Source organism: Nocardia sp. GTS18 (assembly GCF_013839555.1).
Classification (GTDB): domain Bacteria; phylum Actinomycetota; class Actinomycetes; order Mycobacteriales; family Mycobacteriaceae; genus Nocardia; species Nocardia rosealba.
On the sequence record NZ_JACBIU010000038.1, the window covers coordinates 1 to 26,305 of the forward strand.

The following is a 26,305-nucleotide window of genomic DNA, read 5'->3' on the forward strand; positions in this document are numbered from 1 at the left end:
TGATATTCGTGGACATGATGATGCAGTCATGATATAACACAAGCGATGTCGTGACGTGTGTATCCTGATGATGACATGATACGGCGACAGCACGGTTGTGCAGCCATCTAGTCGTCGGGAGCGTCACATGTGTATAAGAGACCGGCCCCACAACCGAGCTCCCGGCACCGCCCAGCGAGAATCCCGCCCCGCCCAGCGAGCCACCGGCACCGCCGACGGCGAATCCTGCTCCGCCACCGGCGGAAAGCCCGGCACCGCCGAGCGACCCTCCCGCGCCACCGAGCCAGAACCCTGCACCGCCGAGCCAGCCCCCGGCACCGCCCACTCAGCAGGACTCCAACCCGACCGCCCCGGACACCAATACTCCACCGGTCGTACCACCCGCACCCCAGAACGCCCCCGACATGTCCGACCCCGGCGGCCAACCCGGCGTCACCGGCCCCGTCCCCGGCGCCGAACCTCCCCGACCCACACCACCCCAACCCCCGGGCGGCCTGGACCAGCCGGGCGTCATCCCGCCGCAGCGATAAAATCCGACGCATTCGGCCGGGGAACGCTCACCCCGGTCGCGTCCCGCGGCCGACGTGGACCAGCCTGATGTCATCCCGCCGGCAACTTCAGGCATCGACTCGATAGGTCGACGGCTGCAGGACAACCCGTACAGCTCGGGACAGGCCCAAGACGATCACGGGCGGACCGAACTCAGCGGGACGAGCTGCCGGGGCTGGTACCGGCGCTGCACTCTAGGCGTCACGGTCGGCGCAGCCAGACTGGTCGACGCGGCGCGGTCAGCACAGGTGACGCCTGTCAGCGCGGGCCGTCCGACGCCGCTCCGGAACTTGTCGCCCACCGTCAGGGCCGGTTTCCGCCCGTCGTCGACGGCACGGTCTCCTCAGGCGCCGGGCCGTCAGTGTGCATGCTGCAGTCGATCAGCCTTCACGACGATGAACAACGAGATGCCATCCGGGAGGCATGGCGACCCTCGTCGGCGGGTCCAAGCGTTCGATGCGTTCGTTCACCCGGTGATCCGGAAAGTCCGCGATCACTTCGGCGGCTACACAGCTGGTCGAATCGCGATCGTCGTCGGCGATCGCTCCCTCGACGACGAACCTGATGGAGATCACCCCGTCTTCCACCTTGCAGAACACCGCCCTGACAGCGGCCGAAACCTCTTGCCACAAAGCGCGATTCACCGAGAGAACCACAACGTCGCGGCTCGGCTCCGGCTGCTTGTCGGTCGAGGACGAGACGCTCACACCTTGACGAGGTCGTCGGCGTGGATGACCGGGCGCTGCATGGTTTCGGGGAGGTCGGTGGTGGAGCGGCCGAGCATGGTGGACAGTTCGGTGCTGTCGTATTCGACGACACCTCGGGCGATGACCTCGTCGGCGGGGCTGACGAGGTCGACCACGTCGCCGCCGAAGAAGCGGCCGCGCAGGCCGGTGATGCCCGCGGCGAGCAGAGAGCGGCGTTCGGCTACGGCGGCGACGGCGCCGTCGTCGAGCAGGACGGCGCCGCGGGTGTCGGCGGCGTGGCGGACCCAGAACTTGCGGCCCGACAGGCGCACGGGGCGGGCGGCGAAGGCGGTGCCGACGGTGCCCGCGGAGAGGGCGGTCGCGGCTTCGGCGGCCGAGGCGAGCAGGACGGGGATGCCCGCGTCGGCGGCGAGGCGGGCGGCCGACAGTTTGGAGGCCATGCCGCCGGTGCCGAGCGCACCACCGCTGCCCGCGATGACGCCGTCGAGGTCGGCACTGCCGCGCACCTCGGGAATGAAATTGGCGGGCCCCTTGCGCGGGTCGCCGTCGTAGAGCCCGGCCACATCGGAGAGCAGGATCAGGGCGTCGGCGCCGACGAGGTGGGCGACGAGGGCGGCGAGGCGGTCGTTGTCACCGAAACGGATCTCCTCGGTGGCGACGGTGTCGTTCTCGTTGACCACCGCGACCGCCCCGAGCGAGCGCAACCGGTCGAGGGTGCGCTGCGCGTTGCGATGGTGCTCCCGGCGGGCGAAATCGTCCGCGGAGAGCAGTATCTGGCCGACGGTACGGCCGTAGCGGGCGAACGAGGTTCCCCAGGCGTGCGCCAGGGCCAGCTGGCCGACACTTGCCGCGGCCTGTTTGGTGGCCAGATCCTTGGGCCGCTTCGACAGGCCGAGCGGTGCGAGCCCGGCGCCGATGGCACCCGAGGACACGACGACCACATCGGATCCGGCGCGCATCCGCGCTTCGACGGCATCGGCGAGCAGATCGAGCCGACCGGTGTCGAGACCACCTTCGAGGCTGGTCAGGGCCGAAGACCCGATCTTGACCACCACGGTGCGCGCCGACACGATCGCGGCCCGCCCCTGACTCAGCTCCGAACCCACCTGCATCGCCCAACTCCCTGCACGAATCGTCGTCGACGGGCTCGCAGGAGCCCTACCGCAGTATGCCGACCGACTCGTCGCGCCCGACAGCGAATTTCGCCGGGCGCGACACCACCGTCAACTCTTCCGTTCACCGTTCTCGTCGAGCAGACCACGCCGCGCCTGCGAGGCGAGCTTGCGCTCGGCCGCGCCGATGCGGTCGTTGTTCTCGAGGCGCAGGTCGGTGCCACGCCCGGTCGGCTGCATGTCGACACCGGCCGAGATCTGCGGCTCCCACTCGAAGGTCACCTCGCCGATGGTCACCGGGCAGCCGGGTTCGGCACCCTGCTTGACCAGCTCCGCTTCGACACCGAGACGAGCCAACCGGTCGGCCAGGTAGCCGACGGCCTCGTCGTTGTTGAAATCGGTCTGGCGGATCCAGCGTTCCGGCCGGGTACCGCGCACGATGAAACCGCCGGGTTCCTGCGGATCGGCGATCACGCTGAAACCGGACTCGTCGGTCGCGATCGGGCGGATGATCGGACGCTTGGGTGCCGCCTTGGGGTGGTCTTCGCGGTACTGGCGGACCATGTCGGCCAGTGCGAAGGTCAGCGGGCGCAGACCGGCGCGGCTCACGGCCGAGATCTCGAAGACCGGCCAGCCGCGGGCGGTGAACTCGGGCGTCACCATCTCGGCGAGCTCTTTGCCGTCGGGGACGTCGGTCTTGTTCAGGATGACCACGCGCGGGCGATCGGCCAGGTCGCCCAGGCTCTCGTCACCGGAGAGCGCGGGCTTGTACGCGGCGAGCTCGGCCTCGAGCGCGTCGACATCGGAGACGGGGTCGCGGCCGGGTTCGAGGGTCGCGCAGTCCACGACGTGGGCGAGTACCGCGCACCGTTCCAGGTGGCGCAGGAAGTCGAGCCCGAGGCCGCGACCCTGGCTCGCGCCGGGGATCAGGCCGGGTACGTCGGCGACGGTGAAGGTGGTGTCACCGGACTGCACCACGCCGAGGTTCGGCACGAGCGTCGTGAACGGGTAGTCGGCGATCTTCGGCTTCGCGGCCGAGAGCACCGAGACCAGCGACGACTTACCGGCCGACGGGAACCCGACCAGACCGACGTCGGCAACCGACTTCAGCTCGAGGACGAGATCGATCTCCTCGCCCTCCTCACCGAGCAGCGCGAAACCGGGCGCCTTGCGCGCCTTGGACGCCAGCGAGGCGTTGCCGAGCCCACCACGACCACCACGGGCGATGATGAACCGGTTGCCGACGCCGACGAGGTCGACCACGACCTTGCCGTCGCTGTCCACGACGACGGTGCCGTCGGGCACCTGCAGCACCAGGTCGGTGCCCTGCTTGCCGTCGCGGTTGCCACCCTCGCCCGGCTTGCCGTTGCCCGCCTTGGCGTGGGGATGGAAGTGGAAATCGAGCAGGGTGTGCACGTTGGCGTCGACCTCGAGGATCACATCGCCACCGTTGCCGCCGTTGCCCCCGTCGGGACCGCCGAGCGGCTTGAACTTCTCACGGTGCACCGAGGCACAACCGTGTCCACCTCTACCGGCACGAACATGCAGCACGACGCGGTCGATGAATTTGGACATGGGTTGATCCTCCTCCTTCTGACTTGTCGTTTGCGGTAAGGGTGGGAGAACACGACAGAGCGGGTCAGGGAAACCCTGACCCGCTCTGGTGTCCGTGGGGAGCTGACGCTCCAGGCGGTCAGGCCTGGACCGGCTCCGGGACAACGATGTTGACGGTCTTGCGGCCACGCTTGGTGCCGAACTCGACCGCGCCCGCCGCGAGGGCGAACAGGGTGTCGTCGCCACCACGGCCGACGTTGACGCCGGGGTGGAAGTGGGTTCCGCGCTGACGGACGAGGATCTCGCCCGCGCTGACCTTCTGGCCGCCGAAGCGCTTCACGCCGAGGCGCTGGGCGTTCGAATCACGACCGTTCCGGGAGCTGGATGCACCCTTCTTATGTGCCATTGCTTCGTCTCCTCGGGAATTCTTACTTGATGCCGGTGACCTTGATGACCGTCAGCGGCTGACGGTGACCCTGGCGCTTGTGGTAGCCGGTCTTGTTCTTGAACTTGTGAATCCGGATCTTCGGACCCTTGGTCTGATCGACGACCTCGGCGGCCACGGAGATCTTGGCCAGCTTGTCGGCATCGGTGGTCAGATCGGCGCCGTCGACGACGAGAACCGGGGTCAGGGCCACGGCGTCGCCGGGCTTGCCCTCGATCTTCTCGACCTTCACCAGGTCACCGACCGCGACCTTGTACTGCTTTCCGCCGGTCTTGACGATTGCGTACGCTGCCATCGGTCGGCTTCCTCCACTCACGTTGGTCCTGCACATGTCCACGCCGCAGCTGCGACGCGTATTCCTGGGCTCATCCCCGCACGTGCGGGGGAAGAACGTTAGCTGCCTGCCTGCGGTATCACCCGGCCGTCCGGCCAGATGCCCAATCGCTGGGCAGCGACCGACCTAGGTTACCAGAACGGTATGCCGTCCCCCAATTCGGCCGGTCAGGGCCGAATCGGGGGACGTCACCTCAGTTCGATTCCGGCGCAGGCGCGCCCGCCGGACGTGCCACCGCACGCCTGCGCGGCTTGCGCTGCGGGACGACGACGGGTTCGGCGTCGAAGTCCACGACGGCTGCCGCGGGCGGCTGCTCGTTCGCCGAGACGACGAACACCGCGCCCGCGCTGTCGGCGGCCGGAGCCGCCGTCGAACGGGCTACACGACGCCTACGCGGCGCCCGGGCGGCCGGTTCCTCGGCCACCGGGGATTCCTCGGCGGCGGGAGCGACGGGCTCCTCGACGGGTTCCCGGGCGAGCGAGGACGATTCGACGGGCTCGACCGTCGGCGCCTCGTCGGCCGGGGCAGGCGTGACGACGACTTCCTCGACCACCTCGTCCTCGGCCGGGACGACCCCGGTCAGCGCGGGGCTGTCGATCGCGGTCTCGGCCTGCGCGGCGCGGTTGGACCGCCGCGACCGAGACCTGGAGCGCGAGCGGGTCGGCTCGGGAGCCGGCTGCTCGGTCTCGACCTCGGCCGACACTGTCTCGCCGTCCTCGTCGCCGTGGTGGGCGGCCATCGCCAACGCGACCGGGTGGGCACGCTTGACGGCGATGTCCTCCTCGTCGGCCTCGGCGACCGGCGCGGTGCCGTTGGTGGCCGGAGCGGCCGTCTGGGCGGGCTTGGCGTCGCGGTCCTTGTCCTTGCCGCGGCGACGCCGCGAACCGCTCTCCTTGCCGCGCGGTTCCTCGATGCCCGACCCGGAATCGACCGGGTAGGAGTGCACGAGGATGCCGCGGCCGTGGCAGTGCTCACAGGTGGTGGAGAACGCCTCGACCAGGCCGGTGCCCAGCTTCTTGCGCGTCATCTGGACCAGGCCCAGCGAGGTGACTTCCGACACCTGGTGGCGGGTGCGGTCGCGGCCGAGGGCCTCGGTGAGGCGGCGCAGCACCAGATCGCGGTTGGACTCGAGCACCATGTCGATGAAGTCGACGACGATCATGCCGCCGATGTCGCGCAGCCGCATCTGGCGCACGATCTCCTCGGCCGCCTCCAGGTTGTTCTTGGTGACGGTCTCCTCGAGGTTCGAGGAGCCGGAACCGGTGAACTTGCCGGTGTTGACGTCGACGACGGTCATCGCCTCGGTGCGGTCGATCACCAGGGTGCCGCCCGAGGGCAGCCACACCTTGCGGTCGAGCGCCTTGGCCAGCTGCTCGTCGATGCGGTAGGCGTCGAACACGTCGACACCGTTGTTCTCGTGCCGGTTCACCCGCGGCAGCAGGTCGGGGGCGACGGTTCGCACATAGTTCTCGACGGTGCTCCACGCGCGGTCACCCTCGATGACCAGCTTGGCGAAGTCCTCGTTGAACAGGTCGCGGATGACCTTCACCAGCATGTCCGGCTCTTCGTAGAGAGCCTTGGGCGCGTCCTTGGCCGCGTTCTTCGAGGCCTCTTCGATGGTGCGCCAGGTGGCCTGCAGCCGTTCCACGTCGCGCGCCAGCTCGGGCTCGCTCACACCTTCGGACGCGGTGCGGATGATGACGCCCGCGTCGGCGGGCACGATCTCGCGCAGGATCTCCTTGAGCCGCTTGCGCTCGGTGTCGGGCAGCTTGCGGCTGATCCCGGTGGAGGTGCCACCCGGCACGTACACCAGGAAGCGACCGGCGAGGGAGATCTGGGTGGTCAGGCGGGCACCCTTGTGGCCGACCGGGTCCTTGGAGACCTGGACCAGCACGGTGTCGCCCGGCTTGAGCGCCTGCTCGATCTTGCGTTCCTTGCCACCGAGACCGGCGGCCTCCCAGTTCACCTCACCGGCGTAGAGCACACCGTTGCGGCCGCGGCCGATGTCGATGAACGCGGCCTCCATGCTCGGCAGCACGTTCTGTACCTTGCCCAGGTACACGTTGCCGACCATCGATGCCTGACCGGAGCTGGTCACGAAGTGCTCGACGAGGATGTTGTCCTCGAGCACCGCGACCTGCGTGGTGGTCTGGTGGCCCGGTGCGTGTTCGGCCGGATCGAACGCCTTCTCGCGCACGACCATCACCCGGTCGACGGCCTCGCGACGGGCGAGGAACTCCGACTCGGTGAGGATCGGCGGACGGCGGCGGCCCGCGTCGCGACCGTCGCGGCGGCGCTGACGCTTGGCTTCCAGGCGGGTGGAACCGGAGATGCCCTGCACCTCGTCGGAGGCACCGGCGCGGCTGCGGCTCTTGTTGCGCGGCTCGCGCTCGTGCACGACCGTGTTCGGCGGGTCGTCCTCGGCGGCGGCGTCGGTGTCGGCGGAGTCCCCGCCGACCTTGCGACGACGACGGCGCCGACGGCGACGGCTCGCGCCCTCGGGCTGGTTGTCGTCGTCTTCGTCGGAGTCGTCGGACTGCTCGGCCTCGGCCGGGGCGGGCTGCTCGGCGGCGGGCTCGTCCTCGGTGTCGTGCTCGTCGCTGTCGTTGTCCTCGCCGTCGGCGGACTGCTCGCCACGGCCGCGACCGCGACCACGGCGCCCACGACGACGACGGCGCGGCTGCCCGTCGGCGTCGTTGTCACTGTCGGAGTCGGTATCGGTGTCGGTGTCACCGGACTGGTCGGTGGCCTCGGTCTCGTCGAGCGCCTCGGGCTCCTCGACGGGCTCTTCCACCTTCTTGGGCGCGCGTTCGGCGCGACGGCGCTTGCGCGCCTCTTCGGCGGCGCTCGCGTCGGGCGGCAGGAACAGCGGCATACCGACCGAGGGCGCCTCGAAGGCCACCGGTTCGGGGGCCGGTTCCTCGGTCGCCCGGTGCGTGAACAGCCCGGTGTGGGCGTCGTCGGCCATCGGGGCGAACACCTCGTCGGGGCGCGCGACCTCGGGCGCGGAGAACAAGGTGGTGGTCGGGTCGGCCGGCTGCTCGGCGACGGGTGCGGTGGCTTTCTTCCTACCCCTGGTGGTCGGGGCGGGTGCCGGGGGTTCGCCGGTTTCGGCGTCGGCGGCGGCGATCGCGTCGCGTACGGTCTCGGCGACCGCTCGGTCGACATTGGATTGCACGCTGCGCGCCTCGGCGCCCAGCTCCGCCAATTTGGCCAGGATGCGCTTGCTGGTCACTCCCAGTCGTTTGGCCAGTGCATGAACTCGAATTCGCTCCGGCAATTGATCGGCATCCTGTTGTGTTGTGTCCAGCGGCTCTTGTTCGGCCACGAAGTCTCCTCGGGCCCCCGGGCGCGTCCATCCCCGGTACGGGAGTGACGCGGCCGGCGCGGGGGCATCGTCCGTGCACCTCGTACCCGATGGTACGAGGGTCATCTGGTCTCGCCCCGCGTATCCGGTCGCGCCTGGAATCGATCATCTGGCGGGCCAACCGGTCACGCGGCGCCTGGCTGTACGGCGTGACGCCGCGCGCTGAGGCGCTCATCCAGCGTGCCCGGCAACCCCAGCAACAGGGTTGTCCATGGCAGCGATGATCGGCATCCAACTGCGGTGTCATCCGGTCATGTCCGTCGCCGCTGCCGCGTACCTGCGCGTCAGGCTGTCACCGACCGCCCTGGTGGGGCTGCGATGACATCGGTATCGAACACATCCGTCTTCAGTATCCCATATGGTTCGCGCGGTGATCGCCATCGGCGCAACTCGCGCGCGGAACCGTCACTCGAGCCCGTCGCGTCCGCACCGGACGCGACGAGCGAGAACAGCACCGTCAGGCGGGGAATTCGGGGAACCAGAGCGCGATCTCGCGCTTGGCGGACTCGGGCGAGTCGGAGCCGTGAACGAGGTTGTACTGGGTCTCGAGACCGAAGTCGCCGCGGATGGTTCCGGGGACGGCCTTCTCGACCGGGTCGGTGCCACCGGCGAGCTGACGGAACGCCGCGATCGCGCGCGGGCCCTCGAGCACGGCCGCGACGACCGGGCCGGAGGTGATGAATTCGATCAGCGAACCGAAGAACGGCCGCTCGGCGTGTTCGGCGTAGTGCTCGCCCGCCAGTTCGGCGGACACGTTCTTCAGCTCCAGCGCCTTGATGGTGAGGCCCTTGCGCTCGATGCGCGCCAGGACCTCGCCGACGAGGCCACGGGAGACACCGTCCGGCTTGATGAGTACCAACGTCTGCTCAGTCACGCGCTAACCCTAGCGTCGGGTCGGCGTCTACGCCGAACGACCCCGTTCAGGACTGGGTCCGCCGCATCCGCTGGCTCGGCAACAACCCGGCGTCCATGCGTCGCTGCACGTCGTAGCGCAGCATCAGGATGAATGCCCACACGGCCGCGAACACCAGCCCGATGATCCCGATCGACAGGTGGATGAACGTCCCCGCCAGCACCAGGACCTGCAGCCCGAGGTTGAACGGGATGGCCCACGGCTTCCGCTGCAATCCGGCACCGAGGATCATCAGCAGCGCGAGGACCACCAGGTAGGTGCCCGAGAACCAGGTCACCCCGCCGCCGACCGAACCGACGACCGGCAGCGCCAGCAACACCACGATCGCCTCGAGGATCAGCGTTCCGGCCATCACCCCGCGAAACCCCTTCCAGGGGTCGGTGGCGGGGGGTGGAACCGCACTCATGAGGGCCCCTTTCCGAACAGGGCGCGGGCGGCACCCGCGGTGACGACCGAACCGGTGACGACCACGCCCGCTCCGGAGATCACGTCGCCGTCGTCGCCGGCCTGTTCGGCCAGGGCGATCGCCGATTCCAGGGCGTCGGGCAGGGTGTCGGCGGTGATCACGCGCTCGTCGCCGAAGCGCTGGACGGCCAGGTCGGCGAGGGTGTCGACGTCCATGGCGCGCGGCGACCCGTTGCTGGTGACGACGATCTCGTCGAACACCGGTTCCAGGGCGTCGAGGATGCCCGCCGCGTCCTTGTCGCCGAGTACGGCGACCACACCGACCAGCTTGCGGAAGTCGAATTCGCCGGTGAGGGTGTTGGCCAGCGCCTGCGCGCCCGCCGGGTTGTGGGCGGCGTCGACGAAGATGGTCGGCGCGTTGCGCATCCGTTCCATCCGGCCGGGGCTGGTGACGGCCGCGAATCCGGCGCGCACGGCCTCGATGTCGAGCTGACGCTCGGCGCCCGCCCCGAAGAACGCCTCGACGGCGGCCAGCGCGAGCGCGGCGTTGCGGGCCTGGTGCTCGCCGTGCAGCGGCAGGAAGATCTCGTCGTAGACGCCGCCGAGCCCCTGCAGGGTCAGCAGCTGGCCGCCGATGGCGACGGCCCGTTCCAGCAGCCGGAATTCCGCGCCTTCGCGCGCGACCGCCGCGTCGGCCTCCACGGCCCGGCGCAGCAGCACGTCCATCACCTCGGGGGCCTGTTCGGCGATCACCGCGACGGTGTCGACCGGAACAAGTGCTTCCTTGGCGCGCTTGATGATTCCCGCTTTTTCCTTGGCGATCGACTCGAGGTCGGGGCCGAGGTACTCGGTGTGGTCGAGGCCGATGGGGGTGATCACAGCGACCTGGCCGTCGATCACGTTGGTGGCGTCCCAGGTACCGCCCATGCCGGTCTCGACGACGGCCACGTCGACGGGTGCCTCGGCGAACGCGGCGTAGGCCATGCCGGTGAGCACCTCGAACTTGCTCATCGCGGGCCCGCCCGACTCGGCCGAACGCCGGTCGATCATGTCGATGTAGGGCGCGAGCTCATGGTAGGTCTCCACGTAGCGGGCGGGGCTGATCGGTGCGTTGTCGATGCTGATCCGCTCGGTCGCCAGCTGCAGGTGTGGGCTGGTGATCCGGCCGGTGCGCCGGTGCAGGGCGGTGAGCAGCGCGTCGATCATCCTGGTCACCGAGGTCTTGCCGTTGGTGCCCGCGATGTGGATGGCCGGGTAGTTGTGCTGCGGGTTGCCGAGCAGATCCATCAGCGTGCTGATGCGCGTGAGCGACGGCTCGATCTTGGTTTCGGGCCAGCGTTTGTCGAGTTCGGCTTCGACGAGCGCCATTTCGGCAAGCTCGACCGGCGACGGACCGGTGCCGAGCTGGGCCGGGCGGTAGTCGTCGCCGCCGAAGCCCGCGTTCTCGGGGCCGAGCTCGCCGTCGTCGGGGCCGATGTCGCTCACTTGGCGCTCAGCTCCGCCAGGCGCGCACTGATCCGGGCGACCTCGGCGGTGGCCACCTCGCGGCGGGCGGTGATCTTGTCGACCACCTGCTGCGGCGCCTTGGCCAGGAACGCCTCGTTGGCCAGTTTGGCGGTGGTCTGGTCGAAGTCCTTCTGCGCCACCGCGAGATCCTTTTCCAGCCTGCGCCGTTCGGCGTCGAGGTCGATGGCACCGGAGGTGTCGAGCTGGACGGTCACCGTGCCCGCGGACAGGCGGACCTCCACCTCGGCGGTGGTCGCGAAGTCGTCACCGGGTTCGGTCAGGCGGGCCAGGTTCGCCACCGACGCCGCGAAGCCGGCGAGTCCGGCTTCCTCGATGCCGACCAGCGTGGCCTTCACCTTCTGCTTGTCGGCCAAGCCCTGATCGCCACGGAAACGGCGGATCTCGGTGATGAGCCGCTGCGCGTCGGCGACCCGCTGGGCGGCCCGCTCGTCGGCGGCGACGCCACTGGCCTGCGGCCACGGCGCGACGACCACCGACTCACCGCCGGTGAGCGCCTTCCAGAGGGTCTCGGTGACGAACGGGATCACCGGATGCAGGAGGCGCAGCACCGCGTCGAGCACGTTGCCGAGGACCACCGAGGTGCTCTCGGCGCGCGCGTCGGACTCGGCGAACTGCACCTTCGACAGTTCCAGGTACCAGTCGCACAGTTCGTCCCAGGCGAAGTGGTACAGCGCCTCGCAGGCTTTGCCGAATTCGTAGGAATCGAACGCGGCGTCGACATCGGCGCGGACCTGGTCGAGCCGGTCGACGATCCACCGGTCGGCGTCGGTGAGGGTCTCGCGCGCTGGCAGGTCGCCGGTGCGGGCACCGTTCATCAGCGCGAACTTGGTGGCGTTGAACAGCTTGGTGACGAAGCTGCGCGAGGCGAGCGCGTGCGCGTCACCGACCGACAGGTCGCCGCCGGGCTGGGCGCCGCGGGCCAGGGTGAAGCGCAGCGCGTCGGCGCCGTAGGAGTTGATCCAGTCCAGCGGGTCGATGCCGTTGCCCCGCGACTTCGACATCTTCTTGCCGTGCTGGTCGCGGATGAGGCCGTGCAGGAACACGTCTTCGAACGGGACCTGCTTCTGTCCGCCCTTGCCCGCAGTGAGCACCGGGTCGTCGCTGACGTACATGCCGAACATCATCATCCGGGCCACCCAGAAGAACAGGATGTCGTAACCGGTGACGAGCACGCTGGTCGGATAGAACTTCGCCAGCTCGGGGGTCGCGTCGGGCCAGCCCATCGTGGAGAACGGCCACAGACCCGAGGAGAACCAGGTGTCGAGCACGTCGGGGTCCTGCACCCAGCCCTCGGGGGCCTGCTCGTCCGGGCCGAGGCAGACGATCTCGCCTTCGGGCCCGTACCAGATCGGGATGCGGTGGCCCCACCACAGCTGACGCGAGATGCACCAGTCGTGCATGTTGTCGACCCAGTCGAACCAGCGCGGTTCCTGGCTGGCCGGATGGATCTTCACGTCACCGTCACGCACCGCGTCGCCCGCGGCCTTGGCCAAGGTGTCGACCTTGACCCACCACTGCATCGACAGGCGCGGCTCGATCGGCTCGCCGGAGCGCTCCGAGTGACCCACCTGATGCTTGTAGGGGTACTTGCGCCCGACGATGCGGCCCTCGGCCTCGAGGCGTTCGCGGATCTTCACGCGCGCCTCGAAACGGTCCATGCCGTCGAATTCGGTTCCGGTGTCGGCGATCCGGCCCGCCTTGTCCATGATCGTCGGCATCGGCAGGCCGTGGCGCAGACCGAGTTCGAAGTCGTTGGGGTCGTGGGCGGGGGTGATCTTCACCGCGCCGGAACCGAACTCCGGGTCGACGTAGTCGTCGGCGACGATCGGGATCTGGCGGCCGGTGATCGGGTGGTACAGCGTGGTGCCGATCAGAGCCTTGTACCGCTCGTCGTCCGGGTGGACGGCCACGGCGGTGTCACCGAGCATCGTCTCCACCCGGGTGGTGGCCACGATGACGTGCGGTTCGTCGTCGTTCAGGGAGCCGAAGCGCATGCTCACGAGCTCGCCGTCGACCTCCTTGTGGTCGACCTCGAGGTCGGAGATGCCGGTCTGCAGCACCGGCGACCAGTTCACCAGGCGCTCGGCGCGGTAGATCAGTCCCGCGTCGTAGAGCCGCTTGAAGATGGTCTGCACGGCGCGCGAGAGCCCGTCGTCCATGGTGAACCGGTCGCGGCTCCAATCGACACCGTCACCGAGGCGGCGCATCTGCCCCTGGATCTGGCCGCCGGACTCGCGCTTCCAGTGCCACACCTTGTCGATGAACAGCTCACGACCGAAGTCCTCTTTGTTCTTGCCGTCGACGGCGAGCTGCTTCTCCACCACGGTCTGGGTCGCGATGCCCGCGTGGTCCATGCCCGGCAGCCACAGCACCTCGTACCCCTGCATCCGCTTGCGGCGGGTGAGCAGGTCCATGAGGGTGTGGTCGAGCGCATGACCCATGTGCAGGGTGCCGGTGACGTTCGGCGGCGGCAGCACGATGGAGTACGCCGGCTTGGCCGAGGTGGCGTCGGCGGTGAAGTACCCGGCGTTTACCCAGCCCTCGTACAGGTCGGCCTCTACCTCGCTGGGATTCCAGCTCTTGGGCAGGGCATCGGCACGATTACGCGAGTTGTCTGGGGCTGCGCTGGTCACGCCCCAATCCTAAGGGGAACGGACAACCGGGTTTCCCCCGCCTCACCCCGCAGTCCCAGCCACGTACGACCCGACCTCGAGGAGGGTCCGCCGCGAACCTCGAGCGCGCCAGCGCTCCAACTAAACAGAGGCGAGGTCTTCGGTGGATGAGGGACACCGAAGACTTCGCCTCTCGCAGTCGACTCTACCGGCGTTTTTCGGCCGCCCCTCGAATACATAGCCAATTCTCAGATTCTTCCAAGCGGTGGTCGGCGAGGTTTGTGAGTGTCTCCATCGACACGCGGAAACTGTTGTCCGACAGGCCGGTCGACGCGAACTCAGGGTGTTCACCGATTGCCGAATTGTCTGTTTTCCCGGATTCTGGAGAGGGTGACGCCTCCGCTCGATGCCAGCTCCCCTTCCACCGATCGATCCGTGCCGTCCCGGACCGTCATTCCCGTCTCACTGCTGGACTTACGCGCGGACCACGTCGACGAATTGCGCTACCCAGCCACGGCGGTGCTGATTTTCGCCGGCGTGCCCGGTGCGGGGAAATCCACTGCGCTGCATCGCCTTTTCGGCGCCGACCCGAATGCGGAGCTGCCGGTGCGGACGGCAGCGGGTGCGCTGGTGCTCGATTCGAACCACGCCCGCAACCGATTGCGGCACCGGCTCGGCCGGGTCCCCTATCCCCTGTGGCGTCCGCTGGTGCACCTGGCGCACTACCGGGCGATCCGCGCGGCGCTGCTGGTCGCCGACGGGCCGGTCGCCATCCACGACTGCGCGACTTTCGCCTGGAGCCGTCGCCTGATCGCGCGGTGGGCGCGCTCGGGTGAGCGCGAGGTGCACATGGTGTTGATCGATGTGCCCGCCACCCAGGCAAGGCGTGGTCAGGTCACCCGCGGCAGGCGGGTGAACACGGTCGCCTTCGGCGCGCACTGCCGCCGCTGGGAGAGCCTGATGCGCGACCTCGGCGCCCGCGGCACCGAACCACGCACCCCGCTGCCCGCCGCATCGGTGGTGATCGTCGACCGCCCGACCCTCACCGCGATCTCGGGAATCGCCTTCACCCCTGCCGCCTGATCGCCGGGTCGCGAGCTTCGGAGAACGCCCGCACTCATAGCTGCAGGTCAGGGCACCAGCACCGTCAACGCACCCGGCATCGCCTGGACGGTGACGGGAAGGGTGCCCGCCGGTTCACCGTCGGCGGTGGCATACCCACCCGACGCCGTGACGGTGATGCGGCGGGCGCGGTATCGCTTGGTCGAGGGGTGATCGATGCGCTTGCCCGCCGACAGGGCGGGCAGCAGGCGCGCCATCTCGAGTCGCGAGACCGCGCCGACCACGGTGATGTCGAGGTAGCCGTCGTCGGGCAGGGCTTCGGGGCACACCAGCATGCCGCCGCCGTAGGTGCGGGTGTTGCCGATGGGCGTCATCACGGCGTCGGTGTAGATCACCGCGTGCGCGTCGTCGGGGTTGTCGAGCGCGCCGGGCGCCAAGCCCGACATCTCGATCTGGAACGGCAGCGTGTAACCGCGCATGAGTTCGGCGGCGGCGGCGAAGGTGTAGCGCAGCGGGCCGCGCGGGCGGCGCATCGCGTTGGCACGCAAGGTGACTCGCGCGTCGAACCCCGCGCCGACGATGGTGGCGAACCAGGTGGGCGTGGCGCCGACGGATTCGATACGGCCCAGGTCGATGGTCCTCGTGCGGCCGCGCAGCACGATGTCGGCGGCGGCGCGCGGGTCACCGGTGGGGATGCCGAGTTCGCGGGCGAGGTCGTTGCCCGTGCCCGCGGGGACCAGCCCGAGCGGCACGCCGGTGTGGGCGACGGCGGCGAGCAGCACGTTCATCAGACCGTCACCACCCACGCAGACGACCGCGTCGGGCCGCCTGGCCGGGTCGGCGATCGCGGCGGCCACCTGCTCCACCGATTCCGCCGCGCTCGGCGCCCGCACCTGTGCGACCTCGACGCCACCGGCCAGGGCTACCGCCAGGACCGCCTCGGCGACACCGTCGCCGCGACCGGCACCGGAGTGCGGGTTGGTGACGAGCAATAATCGCTGTACCGAATGCTGTTTCACGGCACCAGCTTTCCAGGATTCAGCACGCCTGCGGGATCGAGTTCGTGTTTCACCGCCCGCAGCACCTGTACGCCCAGGTCACCGACCTCGGCGCCCATCCACGGACGGTGGTCGGCGCCGACGGCGTGATGGTGGGTGATGGTGGCACCGGCCGCCATGATGGCGTCGCCCGCGGCGGTCTTGGCGACGCGCCACTGCGCGATCGGATCCTCGAGCTGCTTGGCGACGACGGTGAAGTACAGCGACGCACCGGTCGGGTAGGTGTGCGAGATGTGACACATCACCAGTGCGGGCGTTCCCTGCGCGGTGAGCGAATCCGACAGCGCGGCAGTCACTTTCGCCTTCAGATTCGCCAGGTTGGACCAGCTGGTCGCGGTTTCCAGCGTCTCGCACAGCACCCCGACATCGAGCAGGGCGTCACGCAGGTAGGGCGCGGCGAAACGGCCGTGTTCCCACTGTTCGGCCGGGGCGGTCCCGAGCGCGGTTCCGCCTGCGGCGGCGAGCAATTCGCTCGCTTCGGCGCTGCGGGCCGCGACGTGGGCGGCGGTGCCCTCGAAGGTCGTCACCGCGAGGCAGCCCGACACGGGGGCGCCGCCGATATCGCTCGAGCGGGCCAGGTTCAGACCGGTCTCGGCCTCGTCGGACAGGCGAAGCACCGTCGGCGCCGCACCGGTTTGCACGACGGTGCGCAGGGCGGCCGCGCCGGTGGCGAAGTCGGGGAACGACCAGGCCTGGTAGGCGGTGGTTTCGGGGATCGGGTGCACCCGCACGGTGACCGAAGTGATCACGCCGAGCGTCCCCTCGGACCCGACGAACAGTTCACGAAGGTCGGGTCCGGCCGCCGAGGCGGGCGCGCGGCCGAGATCGAGAGTGCCCGGCGGGGTGGCGACCACCAGGCGCTGGACCATGTCGTCGAAGCGGCCGTAGCCCGCCGAGGCCTGCCCCGACGATCTGGTCGCGGCGAACCCGCCGATGGTGGCGAATTCGAAACTCTGCGGGAAATGCCCGAGCGAAAGACCGTGTGCGGCAAGCAGTTTCTCCGCCTGCGGACCGGTGAGCCCGGCACCGAGGGTGGCGGTGCCACTCACCGGGTCCACCTCGGTGAGGGTGTCGAGCCTGCGCAGGTCGAGCGCGATCACGGTGGGGAACCGGCCGCGCACCGGGTCGACGCCACCGACCACACTGGTGCCGCCACCGAAGGGCACCACCGCGACGCCGCGCGAGGAGCAGTACCGCAGCACCGCAAGCACCGCGTCGTGGTCGGCGGGCGCGACGATCGCGTCGGGCGCGTCCTGAGGGCGGGTGTCGCGGCGGCGCAGCAGGTCGAGGGTGCTCTTGCCGCCCGCGTGCCGCAGCCGGTCGACGTCGTCGGTGCTGACGTGCTCGGCGCCGACCAGGGCGGCGAGGTCCGCGCGGGTGGCGGCGGTGAGCGTGCTCTCGACCAGCGGCACGTCGCCCTCGTCGCGTCGTGCCGCCGGCTCACCCGAGATCCCGAAGACCTGGGTGAGCAGGCCGCGGATCTGCGCCGACAGGGGTTGATGTCCGGCGGGCACACCCCAGGCGTCCCACACCATACTCGGCCGTTCGGCCGTCGATCCGGACATTTCGCTGTTCAACTCGACCATGCGTTACATCCTGACATATAGTGTCAAGCAGTAACTACACGAGTTCTCCTCGAGTCGACCTCTACCCAGTTGTCGGATGTCACTGCCGCGAATTCGTGGCGACGAACCCACCGGCGCGCTCGATACCCTTGGGCGTTCCGGCCAGACCACGGCGCCCCACCACGGCGCCGTCGAACACCATGGGGGTGTACAGCATGATCGACCTCGCGGCTCGAGCTGACCAGCGGCTTTCGCCTACCGATATGGCGATTCTCGATGCCGCGCGGGCCTGCGTCGTCGATTTCGGGGTGCGCCGCACCACGCTCACCGAAGTGGCACGCCGCGCCGGTGTCAGCAGGCCGACGGTGTACCGGCGGTGGCCGGACACCGGCTCGCTGATCGCGGAACTGCTGGTGCGCGAGCTGCGCACCATCGTCGCCGAGACCATGCCCGACACGGGCCTCGGCCTCGACCGGCTGGTGCGCGGCATCGTGGCGGGCGCGGCGGCAGTGCGGGCGAACGCGGTGTTCGCCAAGATCTTCCGCACCGACACCGACCTCATGCTCACCTACGTGTTCGGCAGGCTCGGGCGCAATCAGCGCACGCTCATCGAACTGTTCGCCAGCGCGATCCGGATCGGCCAGGAAGACGGGTCGATCCGGGCGGGCGAGCCCGAGCAGCTGGCCGCCATGCTGCTGCTCATCGCCCAGTCGGCGGTGCAGTCGGCGGGCACGATGGCGCCGCTGCTCGAGGGCGCGCAGTTCGACACCGAGCTGGCGAGGGCGATCGAGGGTTACCTGCTTCCCTGAACCCCGACAAGGATTGTGATGACTGCTGATTCACCCACCGCGCTCGACGCAGCTCGCCGCACCGCCGACCTCGCCGCGCTCGGCGACCACCCGGAGGTGGATGTGGTGGTGATCGGCGCGGGCGTCACCGGTGCCGGTGCCGCGCTCGACGCCGCCGCGCGCGGCCTGCGCACCCTGCTGGTGGAACGCAACGACTTCGCGTTCGGCACGAGCCGCTGGAGTTCCAAGCTGGTGCACGGCGGGTTGCGATACCTGGCGAGCGGGCGGGTCGGCATCGCCCACGAGAGCGCGGTCGAACGCGGCATCCTGTTGCGCACCACGGCACCCCATCTGGTTCGCCCCCTCCCCCAGCTCGTTCCGCTGCTGCCCGGTATGGGTGCGGCTCAGAGTTCGCTGATCCGTGCGGGCTTCGCCGCCGGTGATGCGCTGCGGATGGCCGCACGCACCCGGGCGGCGATCCTGCCGCGATCGCGAAAGGTGGCCGCCGCGGAGGCATTGCGGCTGGCGCCGACCGTGCGCCGTGACGGCCTGCGCGGCGGGTTGCAGGCGTGGGACGGGCAGCTCGTCGACGACGCCCGCCTCGTCGTCGCCCTGGCGCGCACGGCGGCCGGACAGGGCGCGACCGTGCTCACCCGCATGGAAGCCCTTGCTGCCGACGGCAATTCGGTGCGGCTGCGCGATACGCGCACCGGTGAGACGCTCGACGTGCGCGCCCGCGCCGTCGTCAACGCGACCGGTGTGTGGGCGGGCGAGGTCGACAGCAGCATCGAACTGCGCCCGAGCCGCGGCACCCACCTGGTGTTCGACGCCGCCGCCTTCGGTGGGCTCAGCGCGGCGCTCACGGTGCCCGTGCCCGGCAGCATCAGCCGCTTCGTGTTCGCTCTGCCTGCGGCCCACGGCCGCGTCTACCTCGGCCTCACCGACGAAGACGCCCCCGGCCCGATCCCCGACGAACCCCAGCCCACCGAGGCCGAGGTCGACTTCCTGCTCGACACCATCAACACCGCCCTGCGGGAACCGCTGACGCGCAAGGACATCCGTGGCCGCTTCGCCGGACTGCGGCCCCTGCTGAAGACCGCCGACGACAGCACCGCCGACATCTCCCGCGAGCACGCCGTGCTCACCGCACCCGACGGACTCATCACCGTCGTCGGCGGCAAGCTCACCACCTACCGGCGCATGGCGCAGGACGCGGTCGATGCCGCGATCGCGCAGGCGGGCCTGTCGGCCACACCGTGCCGCACCACCCGGCTCCCGCTGGTCGGCGCGGTGTCCGGCGCGGCCCGCGACCGCATCGACGCCCCACCGGTGCTGATCGAGCGTTACGGGCACGAAGCGGGCGCCATCGTCTCTGCATGGCTGGCCGACCCGACCCTCGCCGAACCCGTCGCTCCCGGAATCGACGTCACCGCCGCCGAATTCGATTTCGCCATCACCCACGAGGGCGCCGAAACGGTCGACGATCTCCTCGACCGCCGCACCCGCATCGGCCTGGTCCCCACCGACCGCGCCGCCGCGACCCCGGCCGCCGAAGCCGCCCTCGCCCGCAACGCCGCGATCACCGGACGTCGCTCGTAAGCCGCCCGACTCCGGAAGCGACCGCCACACCGACTCGAGGAGCCATGGCCGGCGCAAGGCCACGCATTGCGAAATAGGGCGCAGGACAGTCGCACACCCGCCGCCTAGACGCAGCGGCGGCGGGTGGCGACTGGTGATCCGGGCGGGCACCACCGACTCGGACCCTCTACGTCGGTTCAGTCGTACACCCAGCTCGTCAAATCGACGCGCATGCACGCTCGCGGCCATTCGTCGAGGCCGTTGGCGGATTCCTCGGCGCGCACAGCGCGCAGGCCAGGTGGTTCGTCGTCGACGGGGATGTAGGTGAAGCCGAGCCGCTCGTAGTAGGGCCCGTTCCAGGGGACCTCGGTGAAGGTGGTGAGGGTGAGTTCGCGCAGGCCGCGGGATTTCGCCCAGCTGACGGCGTGGTCGATCAGGCTCTTGCCGATCCGCAGACCGGCGTAGGCGGGGTCGACCGACACCTGGTCGATGTGCGGTTGCCCGTCGACGATGCCGAGCAGCAGGTAGCCGATCGGTTCGTCCTGCGCATCCGGCCACACCCAGGCGCGTTCGCCGACGAGGAATTCGCGCAGTAGTTCCGCCGACGGCGGCTCGTCCTCGGCGACGGCGACCATGCCGATCTCGGCGAACGGCGCACCGGCGCGACGTTCGATCTCCTGCAGCGCGGCGATATCGCCTTCGCGGGCGAGCCGGATCGGTCCGCCCGGCCGGCCGAGTTCGCCGACCGGGATCGGTTCGCGGCGCCGAACGGGGTCGCCCGGTTCGATGGCGTAGCCGGTCCGGGTAACCAGCGCGGGTACGTGCTCCAGGCCGGTCATCGCACCTCCACGGGTGTGGTGAGGATGCCGTTGAGCAGCGCGTTCAGTGCCCACCGGGTGCGCGCGGCGGCGTCGCCCGCCAGGTGCTCGCGGACGGCGGTGATGTTCGGGTAGCGCCGGGCGGGCAGGTCGGCGAGGCGGCGCGAGACGGTCGTGTCGTCGTAGACGGCCCGTTCGGCGGCCGCGGCGGTGATGTGCGGGTACAGCAGGTCGACGGCCCAGGCGGCCCTGGCCGGGTCGAGCCCGCCCTCGCGCAGCAGGCCGAGCAACTGCTCGATCAGCCCGAGCGCGCGACCGGTGGACCGGGCGAACGCGACGAGCGCGAGACCTTCGTGGCGGCCGAGCGCGTCGACGGCCGAGGTGACGAGGGTTTCCAGGCGCTCGCGCCAGTCGCCGTGGGTTGGTGTCGGTACGGCGGCGAGGACGTGGTCGAGCATGCCCGTCATCAGGTCGTCGCGATTGGCGACGTAGACGTAGAGCGAGGCGGCACCCGTATCGAGTTCCTGCGCCACCCGGCGCATGGTGAGCGCGGCCGATCCCTCGGAGTCGAGGATGCGCAATCCGGTCTCGATGACGAGGTCACGACTCAGTGGAGCTTTCGCCGGTCTGGCCCGGCGACTGACGGGTGCGGCATTCATGGCAGGTAATCCTACTCGCCACCCGAACGTCGTTTGCGACGAACAATGTTCGCGAGACCGTCCGGTCAGTTTGCGAAGCCTGCGACAACCCGCTTCCGAGCCCGCCGTGTCCCTCTATGCTGGCAGTGACCCCGTCCGACAAGGAGGCGTTGATGCGCGCGCATTCGTCCACCGTGGCAATCGTGCCCGGTACCGGAATCGTCGCTCGGTTCGGCGATGTCGTGGTCTATCTGGCCGGCGAGACACCGTCGACCGACCGGTTACTCGGTGCGGTCGAGACCGTCGCGCTCAACACCACGGCCTCGGCACCCGGTGCGGCACTCGCCCAGCGGCTGGCCGGGGTGGTGTTCGGTGGCGCGTCGGCGCCACCACCGTTCGGTGTTCTCGCCCCCACCGCCGACGGGATCCTGATCTTGTTGCGCGGCACCGTGATCGCGGAGGTCTCCGGCGCCGAGGGCAACCGCCGCCTGGCCGGGGATCGCGCCTTCACCTGGGTCGACGAGATCATTCGCGAACCGGTGCGCCGCATCGCGATCGGCGCCGAGATGGCCGACCCGACCAGCGCCAACCCGCGAACGGATCTGCGCGCGGGCATCGTCAACGGCAACGGTTTCGTGCTCAACCTGGGCCGTCGTCGCGGGCCCGCACCGCGCCGGGTGGAGGCGATCGACGAACCGCCACCCACCGAGGCCACCGGTTTCCAGGCGGTGCGCCCGCGCAGCGAGGCCGAACCCGTTTCGGCACAGCCTTCGACCAGTGGTTTCGCCGTGGCCGACGAGCCGGTGACGAGCATTCCGGAGGGTGAGACCGTGAGCGTGGGTGGTCGGCCCGATTCCGGTGAGGGCGCCACCGTGAGCACCGGTCCGCGCAATTCCCCCGCCGCGCACGCACCGCTGGCGTGGTCACAGGCGATCGATGCCGCCAAGCGCGCCGAGCCGGTGGGGCTGCGCAAAAGCCAAGAGCACCTGGGCAATTCGACCAGTCCGCGGGGCGCCTTGGTCACCGAGGACGGAATGAGCTATCCCCTCGACCGACCATATGTGCTTGGCCGCAACCCCTCTGGCGACAATTCCGTTCGCCAGTCCGCGGCCACGCCGATCCTGATCGAACGCGATCGGCTGGTCTCGCGGGTTCATGCCTTCGTCGATCCCGACCGGGGCAAGGTGTTCGTTCGCGAAGCGCCCGCCACCTCCGGCACCTATTTCGCCGCCCCCGACAGCGACCGGTGGTCGCGGGTGGGCACCCTCCCGATCGAGCTGCAGCCGGGCTGGCGCCTGCGTATCAATGATTTCCTGCTGACCTACTGCGTCTGAGCTCCGGCGAGCCCGAGACCATCCCGACGCCCGTGCGTGGTGCACCACGGGCGCCGGATCACGATCCGGCTCAGGCCTCGAGGGCGTCGAGCAGTGCCGCGCGCTGGCGTGCACCGAGACCACCGATACGACGATCCTCGGGGATCTCGGCCTGATCCATCAGCTTGGCCGCCTTCACCGGGCCAACGCCCGGCAGCGCCTTGATCACGGCCGCGACCTTGGTCTTCTTGACCAGGTCGTCGCTGTCGGCCTTCTTGAGCAGATCGGCGACGGTGACCTTGCCCTCCTTCACCTTGCCGATCAGTTCCGAGCGCGCCTTGCGCACGGCAGCCGCTTTGGCCAACGCCTCGGTGCGCTGTTCGGCGGTCATCGTAGGCAGTGCCATGTCTCCTCCGCTTCCACTCGTCACTCGAACATCTGATTGACGGACCGAGTAAACAGCACGAAATCAGCAGCATCAGTCCGACACACCGCGAGGATACGCCGATGAGTTTTGCGAGGTGAGCCCGTCTTAATGGGTGAACGCCCTGCAAGGCGGACGAAACGGACGAAATGAAGGTTTCCGAACACCAGGTAACACGCTGGTGACCGGTAGCGACATCATCAACAGAAGCACTGAACGGGACAAAGGTTCAACGGCGAACCACGGAGGATCAAAGAAGCTCCTCGGCAACCGGGCGCGAACGATGCGAATCGTTCGTCACCGTGTCCACGAAGGCCTCTGAAAACACCTACACAGTTGTGCGCCAGAAGTTTCCGGCATCCGCATGTTCGATCGACCCGGACCTCGGATGTGCCTCGGGCGCCTCGATGCGCAACAATGACGCGACCAGGCGAACCCTTTTGCACACTGGAGTTGCGATGCGCGAGGAACACCCGCTCGATGACGAAGTCCTCGCGTTGCCCGTCCGGGTGGAACGTGCCCGGCAACGCATCACGTATCAATCCGACCCGGCGCTGACCGACGCGCTCTCGGAAGACGAACTGCGCGCCGAACGCGAGCTGGCCGAGAAGATCCGCACCTACGAGCGCGATCAGCGCTGGAAGCAGATCAAAGCCGCTTCGACGCACGCCGACCGCCTGCGTGAGACGACCGCCGAGCTCGAACGAGCCGAGATGGCCGACCTCATGCTCGCTCGCAAGGCCATCGCCGCGCAGCGCCGCGAATCCAACCCGCGCGCCCGGCTGGCCTCCCTCTACCAGCACCGGACCTGGTCGTTGCGCGCGCTGGCGGGCGTGGTGATCGCGGGCATGCTGTGGTCGGCGGTGAACGTGCAGCACAACATCGCCCCCGGCGGCCCGAGCGACCCGCTGTTCTGGGCGAGTTTCGGCCTGGAGGCGATGATCAGCGTCTGCCTGGTCATCATCATGATCGGCACCACCCGGGTCTCGGAGTGGGGCGTGATGGGCAACCGTACCCAGGTGTTCGTCGCCGAGGGTTTCCTGCTCGCACTCACCATCGCACTCAACACCTACCCGCATCTGAGCGCGGGCAACTGGTACGACGCCGCCGTGCACGCGGTGGCCCCCGTGATGATCGGTGTGGCCCTGCTCATCCACAATGCCGCCAGCGCGCGCTACAGCACCGCCATCGCCCGTGCCTCGGCCGAGATCCCCGCCGAGGACGACGAGGACATCGTGTCGGCGGCGCCTTCCTTCCGCGACAACTGAGCGACCCGACAACTCACCACACAGCACAGCGCCCGCCGGATCGGATCCGGCGGGCGCTGTGGTGTTCGGGGACGGCCTAGGCCGACTTGTCGCGACGCTCCGTGCGCTGGGCCTTGCGCGGCACGATGGTCGGCAGGACGTTCTCGGTGACGGTGTCGGCGTTCACGACCACCTTGGCGACGTCGTCGCGGCCCGGGATGTCGTACATCACCGGCAGCAGGACTTCCTCCATGATCGCCCGCAGACCACGCGCACCGGTGCCGCGCAGGATGGCCTGATCGGCGACCGCTTCGAGGGCATCGGGGGTGAACTCGAGGTCCACACCGTCCATCTCGAACAGGCGGACGTACTGCTTGACCAGCGCGTTCTTCGGCTCCGAGAGGATCTTGACCAGCGATTCCTTGTCCAGGTTCGTCACCGAGGCGACGATCGGCAGACGGCCGATGAACTCGGGGATCAGACCGAACTTGATCAGGTCCTCGGGCATCACGTCGGCGAAGTGGTCGTCGGTGTCGACCTCGGCCTTGGAGCGCACCTCGGCGCCGAAACCGATACCCCGGTGACCGGTGCGGTCGGAGATGATCTTCTCCAGGCCCGCGAACGCGCCCGCCACGATGAACAGCACGTTGGTGGTGTCGATCTGGATGAACTCCTGGTGCGGGTGCTTGCGTCCGCCCTGGGGCGGCACACTCGCCTGCGTGCCTTCCAGGATCTTCAGCAGCGCCTGCTGCACACCCTCACCGGAGACATCGCGGGTGATCGACGGGTTCTCGCTCTTACGGGCGATCTTGTCGACCTCGTCGATGTAGATGATGCCGGTCTCGGCGCGCTTCACGTCGTAGTCGGCGGCCTGGATGAGCTTGAGCAGGATGTTCTCGACGTCCTCACCGACATAACCGGCTTCGGTGAGCGCGGTGGCGTCGGCGATGGCGAACGGCACGTTCAGCATCTTGGCCAGCGTCTGCGCGAGGTAGGTCTTGCCGCAACCGGTGGGGCCGAGCATCAGGATGTTCGACTTCATCAGCTCGACGGCCTCACCCCGGCTGTCGCGACCCTTGTCGCCCGCCTGGATGCGCTTGTAATGGTTGTAGACCGCGACGGCGAGGGTCCGCTTGGCGGTGTCCTGGCCGATCACGTAGTTCTCGAGGAAATCACGGATCTCCGAGGGCTTGGGCAGCTCGTCGAGCTTGACCTCGCTCGACTCGGCCAGCTCTTCCTCGATGATCTCGTTGCAGAGATCGATGCACTCGTCGCAGATATAGACCCCAGGGCCCGCAATGAGCTTCTTGACCTGCTTCTGGCTCTTTCCGCAGAACGAGCACTTGAGCAGATCGCCGCCGTCTCCGATGCGCGCCATCTCGTAGGTCCCTACTTCCTATGTCCGAGTGCGACCCTCGTCCTCCGATTGGGCCGGAATACGTTTCGGTGCCGACAATCAGAGCAATGGTCCCTGAGTCGACCGTACCTGCTGTGCGCGAGCCAGGTCGACAACTCGCGCATGTTCGATGTGTTGGGTTGTAGCAGAAAACCGGGTCCGCCGCCGGGTAGCAGGCGCCGGACCCGGGCGTGTCACTTCTGTCCGCTGAGCTTGCGGTAGTCGAAGACCTGGTCGACGATGCCGTATTCCTTGGCTTCCTCGGCGGTCAGGATCTTGTCGCGGTCGGTGTCCTTGCGGACCTGCTCCTCGGACTTGCCGGTGTGCCGCGAAATCGTGACCTCCATGAGACGCCGCATCCGCTCGATCTCGGCGGCGGCGATCTCGAGGTCGGACACCTGACCCTGCACGCCGCCCGAGGACGGCTGGTGGATCAGGATGCGCGCGTTGGGCAGCGCGGCGCGCTTGCCGGGGGCACCGGCGGCCAGCAGCACGGCGGCGGCCGAGGCCGCCTGGCCGAGGCACACCGTCACCACGTCGGGGCGCACGTACTGCATGGTGTCGTAGATCGCCATCAGCGCGGTGAACGAGCCACCGGGCGAGTTGATGTACATGGTGATGTCACGGTCGGGATCCTGCGACTCCAGCACCAGCAGCTGGGCCATGATGTCGTTGGCCGAGACATCGTCGACTTGGTTGCCCAGGAAGATGATGCGCTCCTCGAACAGCTTGTTGTACGGGTCGGAGGTCTTGACGCCGAACGAGGTCTGCTCGGTGAACTGCGGCAGGATGTAGCGCGACTGCGGGTTGGCGGCAGCAGCGCCACCGAGGCCTGCGCGCGGGTCGATCAGATTGGCCATGGTTGTCTCCAGGGTCGAGTCGAGTGTGTCGGG

General features: G+C 69.0%; 22 protein-coding genes. 5 read left to right on the forward strand and 17 right to left on the reverse strand.

Annotated elements, in window-relative coordinates:
• Positions 1-929: 929 nt before the first annotated feature.
• The 10 genes from HYG95_RS21755 to HYG95_RS21800 all read right to left on the reverse strand — a co-directional run bounded on the left by HYG95_RS21755 (position 930) and on the right by HYG95_RS21800 (position 13,546).
• Positions 930-1,256 (reverse strand): hypothetical protein, encoded by a 327-nt coding sequence (locus HYG95_RS21755; RefSeq protein WP_181700554.1) that lies wholly within the window; start codon positions 1,254-1,256, stop codon positions 930-932.
• On the reverse strand, positions 1,253-2,368 hold the full coding sequence (proB, locus tag HYG95_RS21760; protein ID WP_181700557.1) for a glutamate 5-kinase: 1,116 nt from the start codon (positions 2,366-2,368) through the stop codon (positions 1,253-1,255). Before proB ends, HYG95_RS21755 begins: the two co-directional genes overlap by 4 nt.
• A 111-nt stretch (positions 2,369-2,479) precedes the next feature.
• A complete protein-coding gene (obgE, locus tag HYG95_RS21765) occupies positions 2,480-3,943 on the reverse strand; it encodes a GTPase ObgE (protein ID WP_181700559.1) in 1,464 nt (487 codons plus the stop codon).
• Positions 3,944-4,061: 118 nt separating this feature from the next.
• Positions 4,062-4,328 carry a 50S ribosomal protein L27 gene (gene rpmA / locus HYG95_RS21770; protein WP_067486232.1) on the reverse strand — a complete coding sequence of 89 codons (267 nt, stop codon included), beginning with the start codon at positions 4,326-4,328 and terminating at the stop codon, positions 4,062-4,064.
• A gap of 22 nt (positions 4,329-4,350) precedes the next feature.
• On the reverse strand, positions 4,351-4,662 hold the full coding sequence (gene rplU, locus HYG95_RS21775) for a 50S ribosomal protein L21 (RefSeq protein ID WP_067486230.1): 312 nt from the start codon (positions 4,660-4,662) through the stop codon (positions 4,351-4,353).
• Positions 4,663-4,894: 232 nt separating this feature from the next.
• Entirely contained in the window at positions 4,895-8,029 is a 3,135-nt protein-coding gene (locus tag HYG95_RS21780) for a translation initiation factor IF-2 N-terminal domain-containing protein (RefSeq protein ID WP_370465879.1), read from the reverse strand.
• 496 nt (positions 8,030-8,525) lie between these two features.
• Entirely contained in the window at positions 8,526-8,942 is a 417-nt protein-coding gene (gene ndk, locus HYG95_RS21785; protein ID WP_067486226.1) for a nucleoside-diphosphate kinase, read from the reverse strand.
• Between the two features lie 46 nt (positions 8,943-8,988).
• A complete protein-coding gene (locus tag HYG95_RS21790; RefSeq protein ID WP_181700563.1) occupies positions 8,989-9,387 on the reverse strand; it encodes a DUF4233 domain-containing protein in 399 nt (132 codons plus the stop codon).
• Positions 9,384-10,754, reverse strand: a complete 1,371-nt coding sequence (locus tag HYG95_RS21795) for a folylpolyglutamate synthase/dihydrofolate synthase family protein (RefSeq protein WP_181700591.1) — start codon at positions 10,752-10,754, stop codon at positions 9,384-9,386. The genes HYG95_RS21790 and HYG95_RS21795 overlap by 4 nt, the downstream gene beginning before the upstream one ends.
• 113 nt (positions 10,755-10,867) lie before the next feature.
• The gene (locus HYG95_RS21800) at positions 10,868-13,546 is read right to left on the reverse strand and encodes a valine--tRNA ligase (RefSeq protein ID WP_181700565.1); all 2,679 of its coding nucleotides are present in this window, start codon (positions 13,544-13,546) and stop codon (positions 10,868-10,870) included.
• Between the two features lie 414 nt (positions 13,547-13,960).
• On the opposite strand from HYG95_RS21800, the gene HYG95_RS21805 reads away from it, so the two are divergent.
• Positions 13,961-14,608, forward strand: a complete 648-nt coding sequence (locus HYG95_RS21805; protein WP_370465880.1) for an AAA family ATPase — start codon at positions 13,961-13,963, stop codon at positions 14,606-14,608.
• A gap of 47 nt (positions 14,609-14,655) precedes the next feature.
• On the opposite strand, the gene HYG95_RS21810 is transcribed toward HYG95_RS21805, so the two are convergent.
• Positions 14,656-15,606, reverse strand: a complete 951-nt coding sequence (locus tag HYG95_RS21810) for a diacylglycerol kinase family protein (protein ID WP_181700567.1) — start codon at positions 15,604-15,606, stop codon at positions 14,656-14,658.
• On the reverse strand, positions 15,603-17,231 hold the full coding sequence (locus HYG95_RS21815) for an FAD-binding oxidoreductase (RefSeq protein ID WP_255495615.1): 1,629 nt from the start codon (positions 17,229-17,231) through the stop codon (positions 15,603-15,605). Before HYG95_RS21815 ends, HYG95_RS21810 begins: the two co-directional genes overlap by 4 nt.
• A 179-nt stretch (positions 17,232-17,410) precedes the next feature.
• On the opposite strand from HYG95_RS21815, the gene HYG95_RS21820 reads away from it, so the two are divergent.
• Positions 17,411-18,019 carry a TetR/AcrR family transcriptional regulator gene (locus HYG95_RS21820; protein WP_181700569.1) on the forward strand — a complete coding sequence of 203 codons (609 nt, stop codon included), beginning with the start codon at positions 17,411-17,413 and terminating at the stop codon, positions 18,017-18,019.
• Positions 18,020-18,037: 18 nt separating this feature from the next.
• Positions 18,038-19,597, forward strand: coding sequence for a glycerol-3-phosphate dehydrogenase/oxidase (locus tag HYG95_RS21825; protein WP_181700571.1), 1,560 nt, complete (start codon positions 18,038-18,040; stop codon positions 19,595-19,597).
• A gap of 176 nt (positions 19,598-19,773) precedes the next feature.
• On the opposite strand, the gene HYG95_RS21830 is transcribed toward HYG95_RS21825, so the two are convergent.
• Both HYG95_RS21830 and HYG95_RS21835 read right to left on the reverse strand, forming a co-directional pair.
• Complete coding sequence (locus HYG95_RS21830; RefSeq protein ID WP_181700573.1) at positions 19,774-20,415, reverse strand: GNAT family N-acetyltransferase; 642 nt, start codon at positions 20,413-20,415, stop codon at positions 19,774-19,776.
• On the reverse strand, positions 20,412-21,053 hold the full coding sequence (locus tag HYG95_RS21835; RefSeq protein ID WP_181700575.1) for a TetR/AcrR family transcriptional regulator: 642 nt from the start codon (positions 21,051-21,053) through the stop codon (positions 20,412-20,414). The genes HYG95_RS21830 and HYG95_RS21835 overlap by 4 nt, the downstream gene beginning before the upstream one ends.
• 116 nt (positions 21,054-21,169) lie before the next feature.
• Between HYG95_RS21835 and HYG95_RS21840 the strand changes: the two genes are divergently transcribed.
• Positions 21,170-22,366, forward strand: coding sequence for an FHA domain-containing protein (locus HYG95_RS21840; RefSeq protein WP_181700577.1), 1,197 nt, complete (start codon positions 21,170-21,172; stop codon positions 22,364-22,366).
• A 70-nt stretch (positions 22,367-22,436) separates the two neighbouring features.
• Here the strand turns inward: HYG95_RS21840 and mihF are convergent, their stop codons facing one another.
• Entirely contained in the window at positions 22,437-22,751 is a 315-nt protein-coding gene (gene mihF / locus HYG95_RS21845; protein WP_019045768.1) for an integration host factor, actinobacterial type, read from the reverse strand.
• A 476-nt stretch (positions 22,752-23,227) separates the two neighbouring features.
• On the opposite strand from mihF, the gene HYG95_RS21850 reads away from it, so the two are divergent.
• A complete protein-coding gene (locus tag HYG95_RS21850; protein ID WP_067486980.1) occupies positions 23,228-24,037 on the forward strand; it encodes a hypothetical protein in 810 nt (269 codons plus the stop codon).
• A 76-nt stretch (positions 24,038-24,113) separates the two neighbouring features.
• Here HYG95_RS21850 and clpX read toward each other — a convergent pair whose 3' ends face one another.
• On the reverse strand, positions 24,114-25,394 hold the full coding sequence (clpX, locus tag HYG95_RS21855; protein WP_067486214.1) for an ATP-dependent Clp protease ATP-binding subunit ClpX: 1,281 nt from the start codon (positions 25,392-25,394) through the stop codon (positions 24,114-24,116).
• Between the two features lie 212 nt (positions 25,395-25,606).
• On the reverse strand, positions 25,607-26,272 hold the full coding sequence (locus HYG95_RS21860; protein WP_067486212.1) for an ATP-dependent Clp protease proteolytic subunit: 666 nt from the start codon (positions 26,270-26,272) through the stop codon (positions 25,607-25,609).
• Between the last annotated feature and the right edge of the window lie 33 nt (positions 26,273-26,305).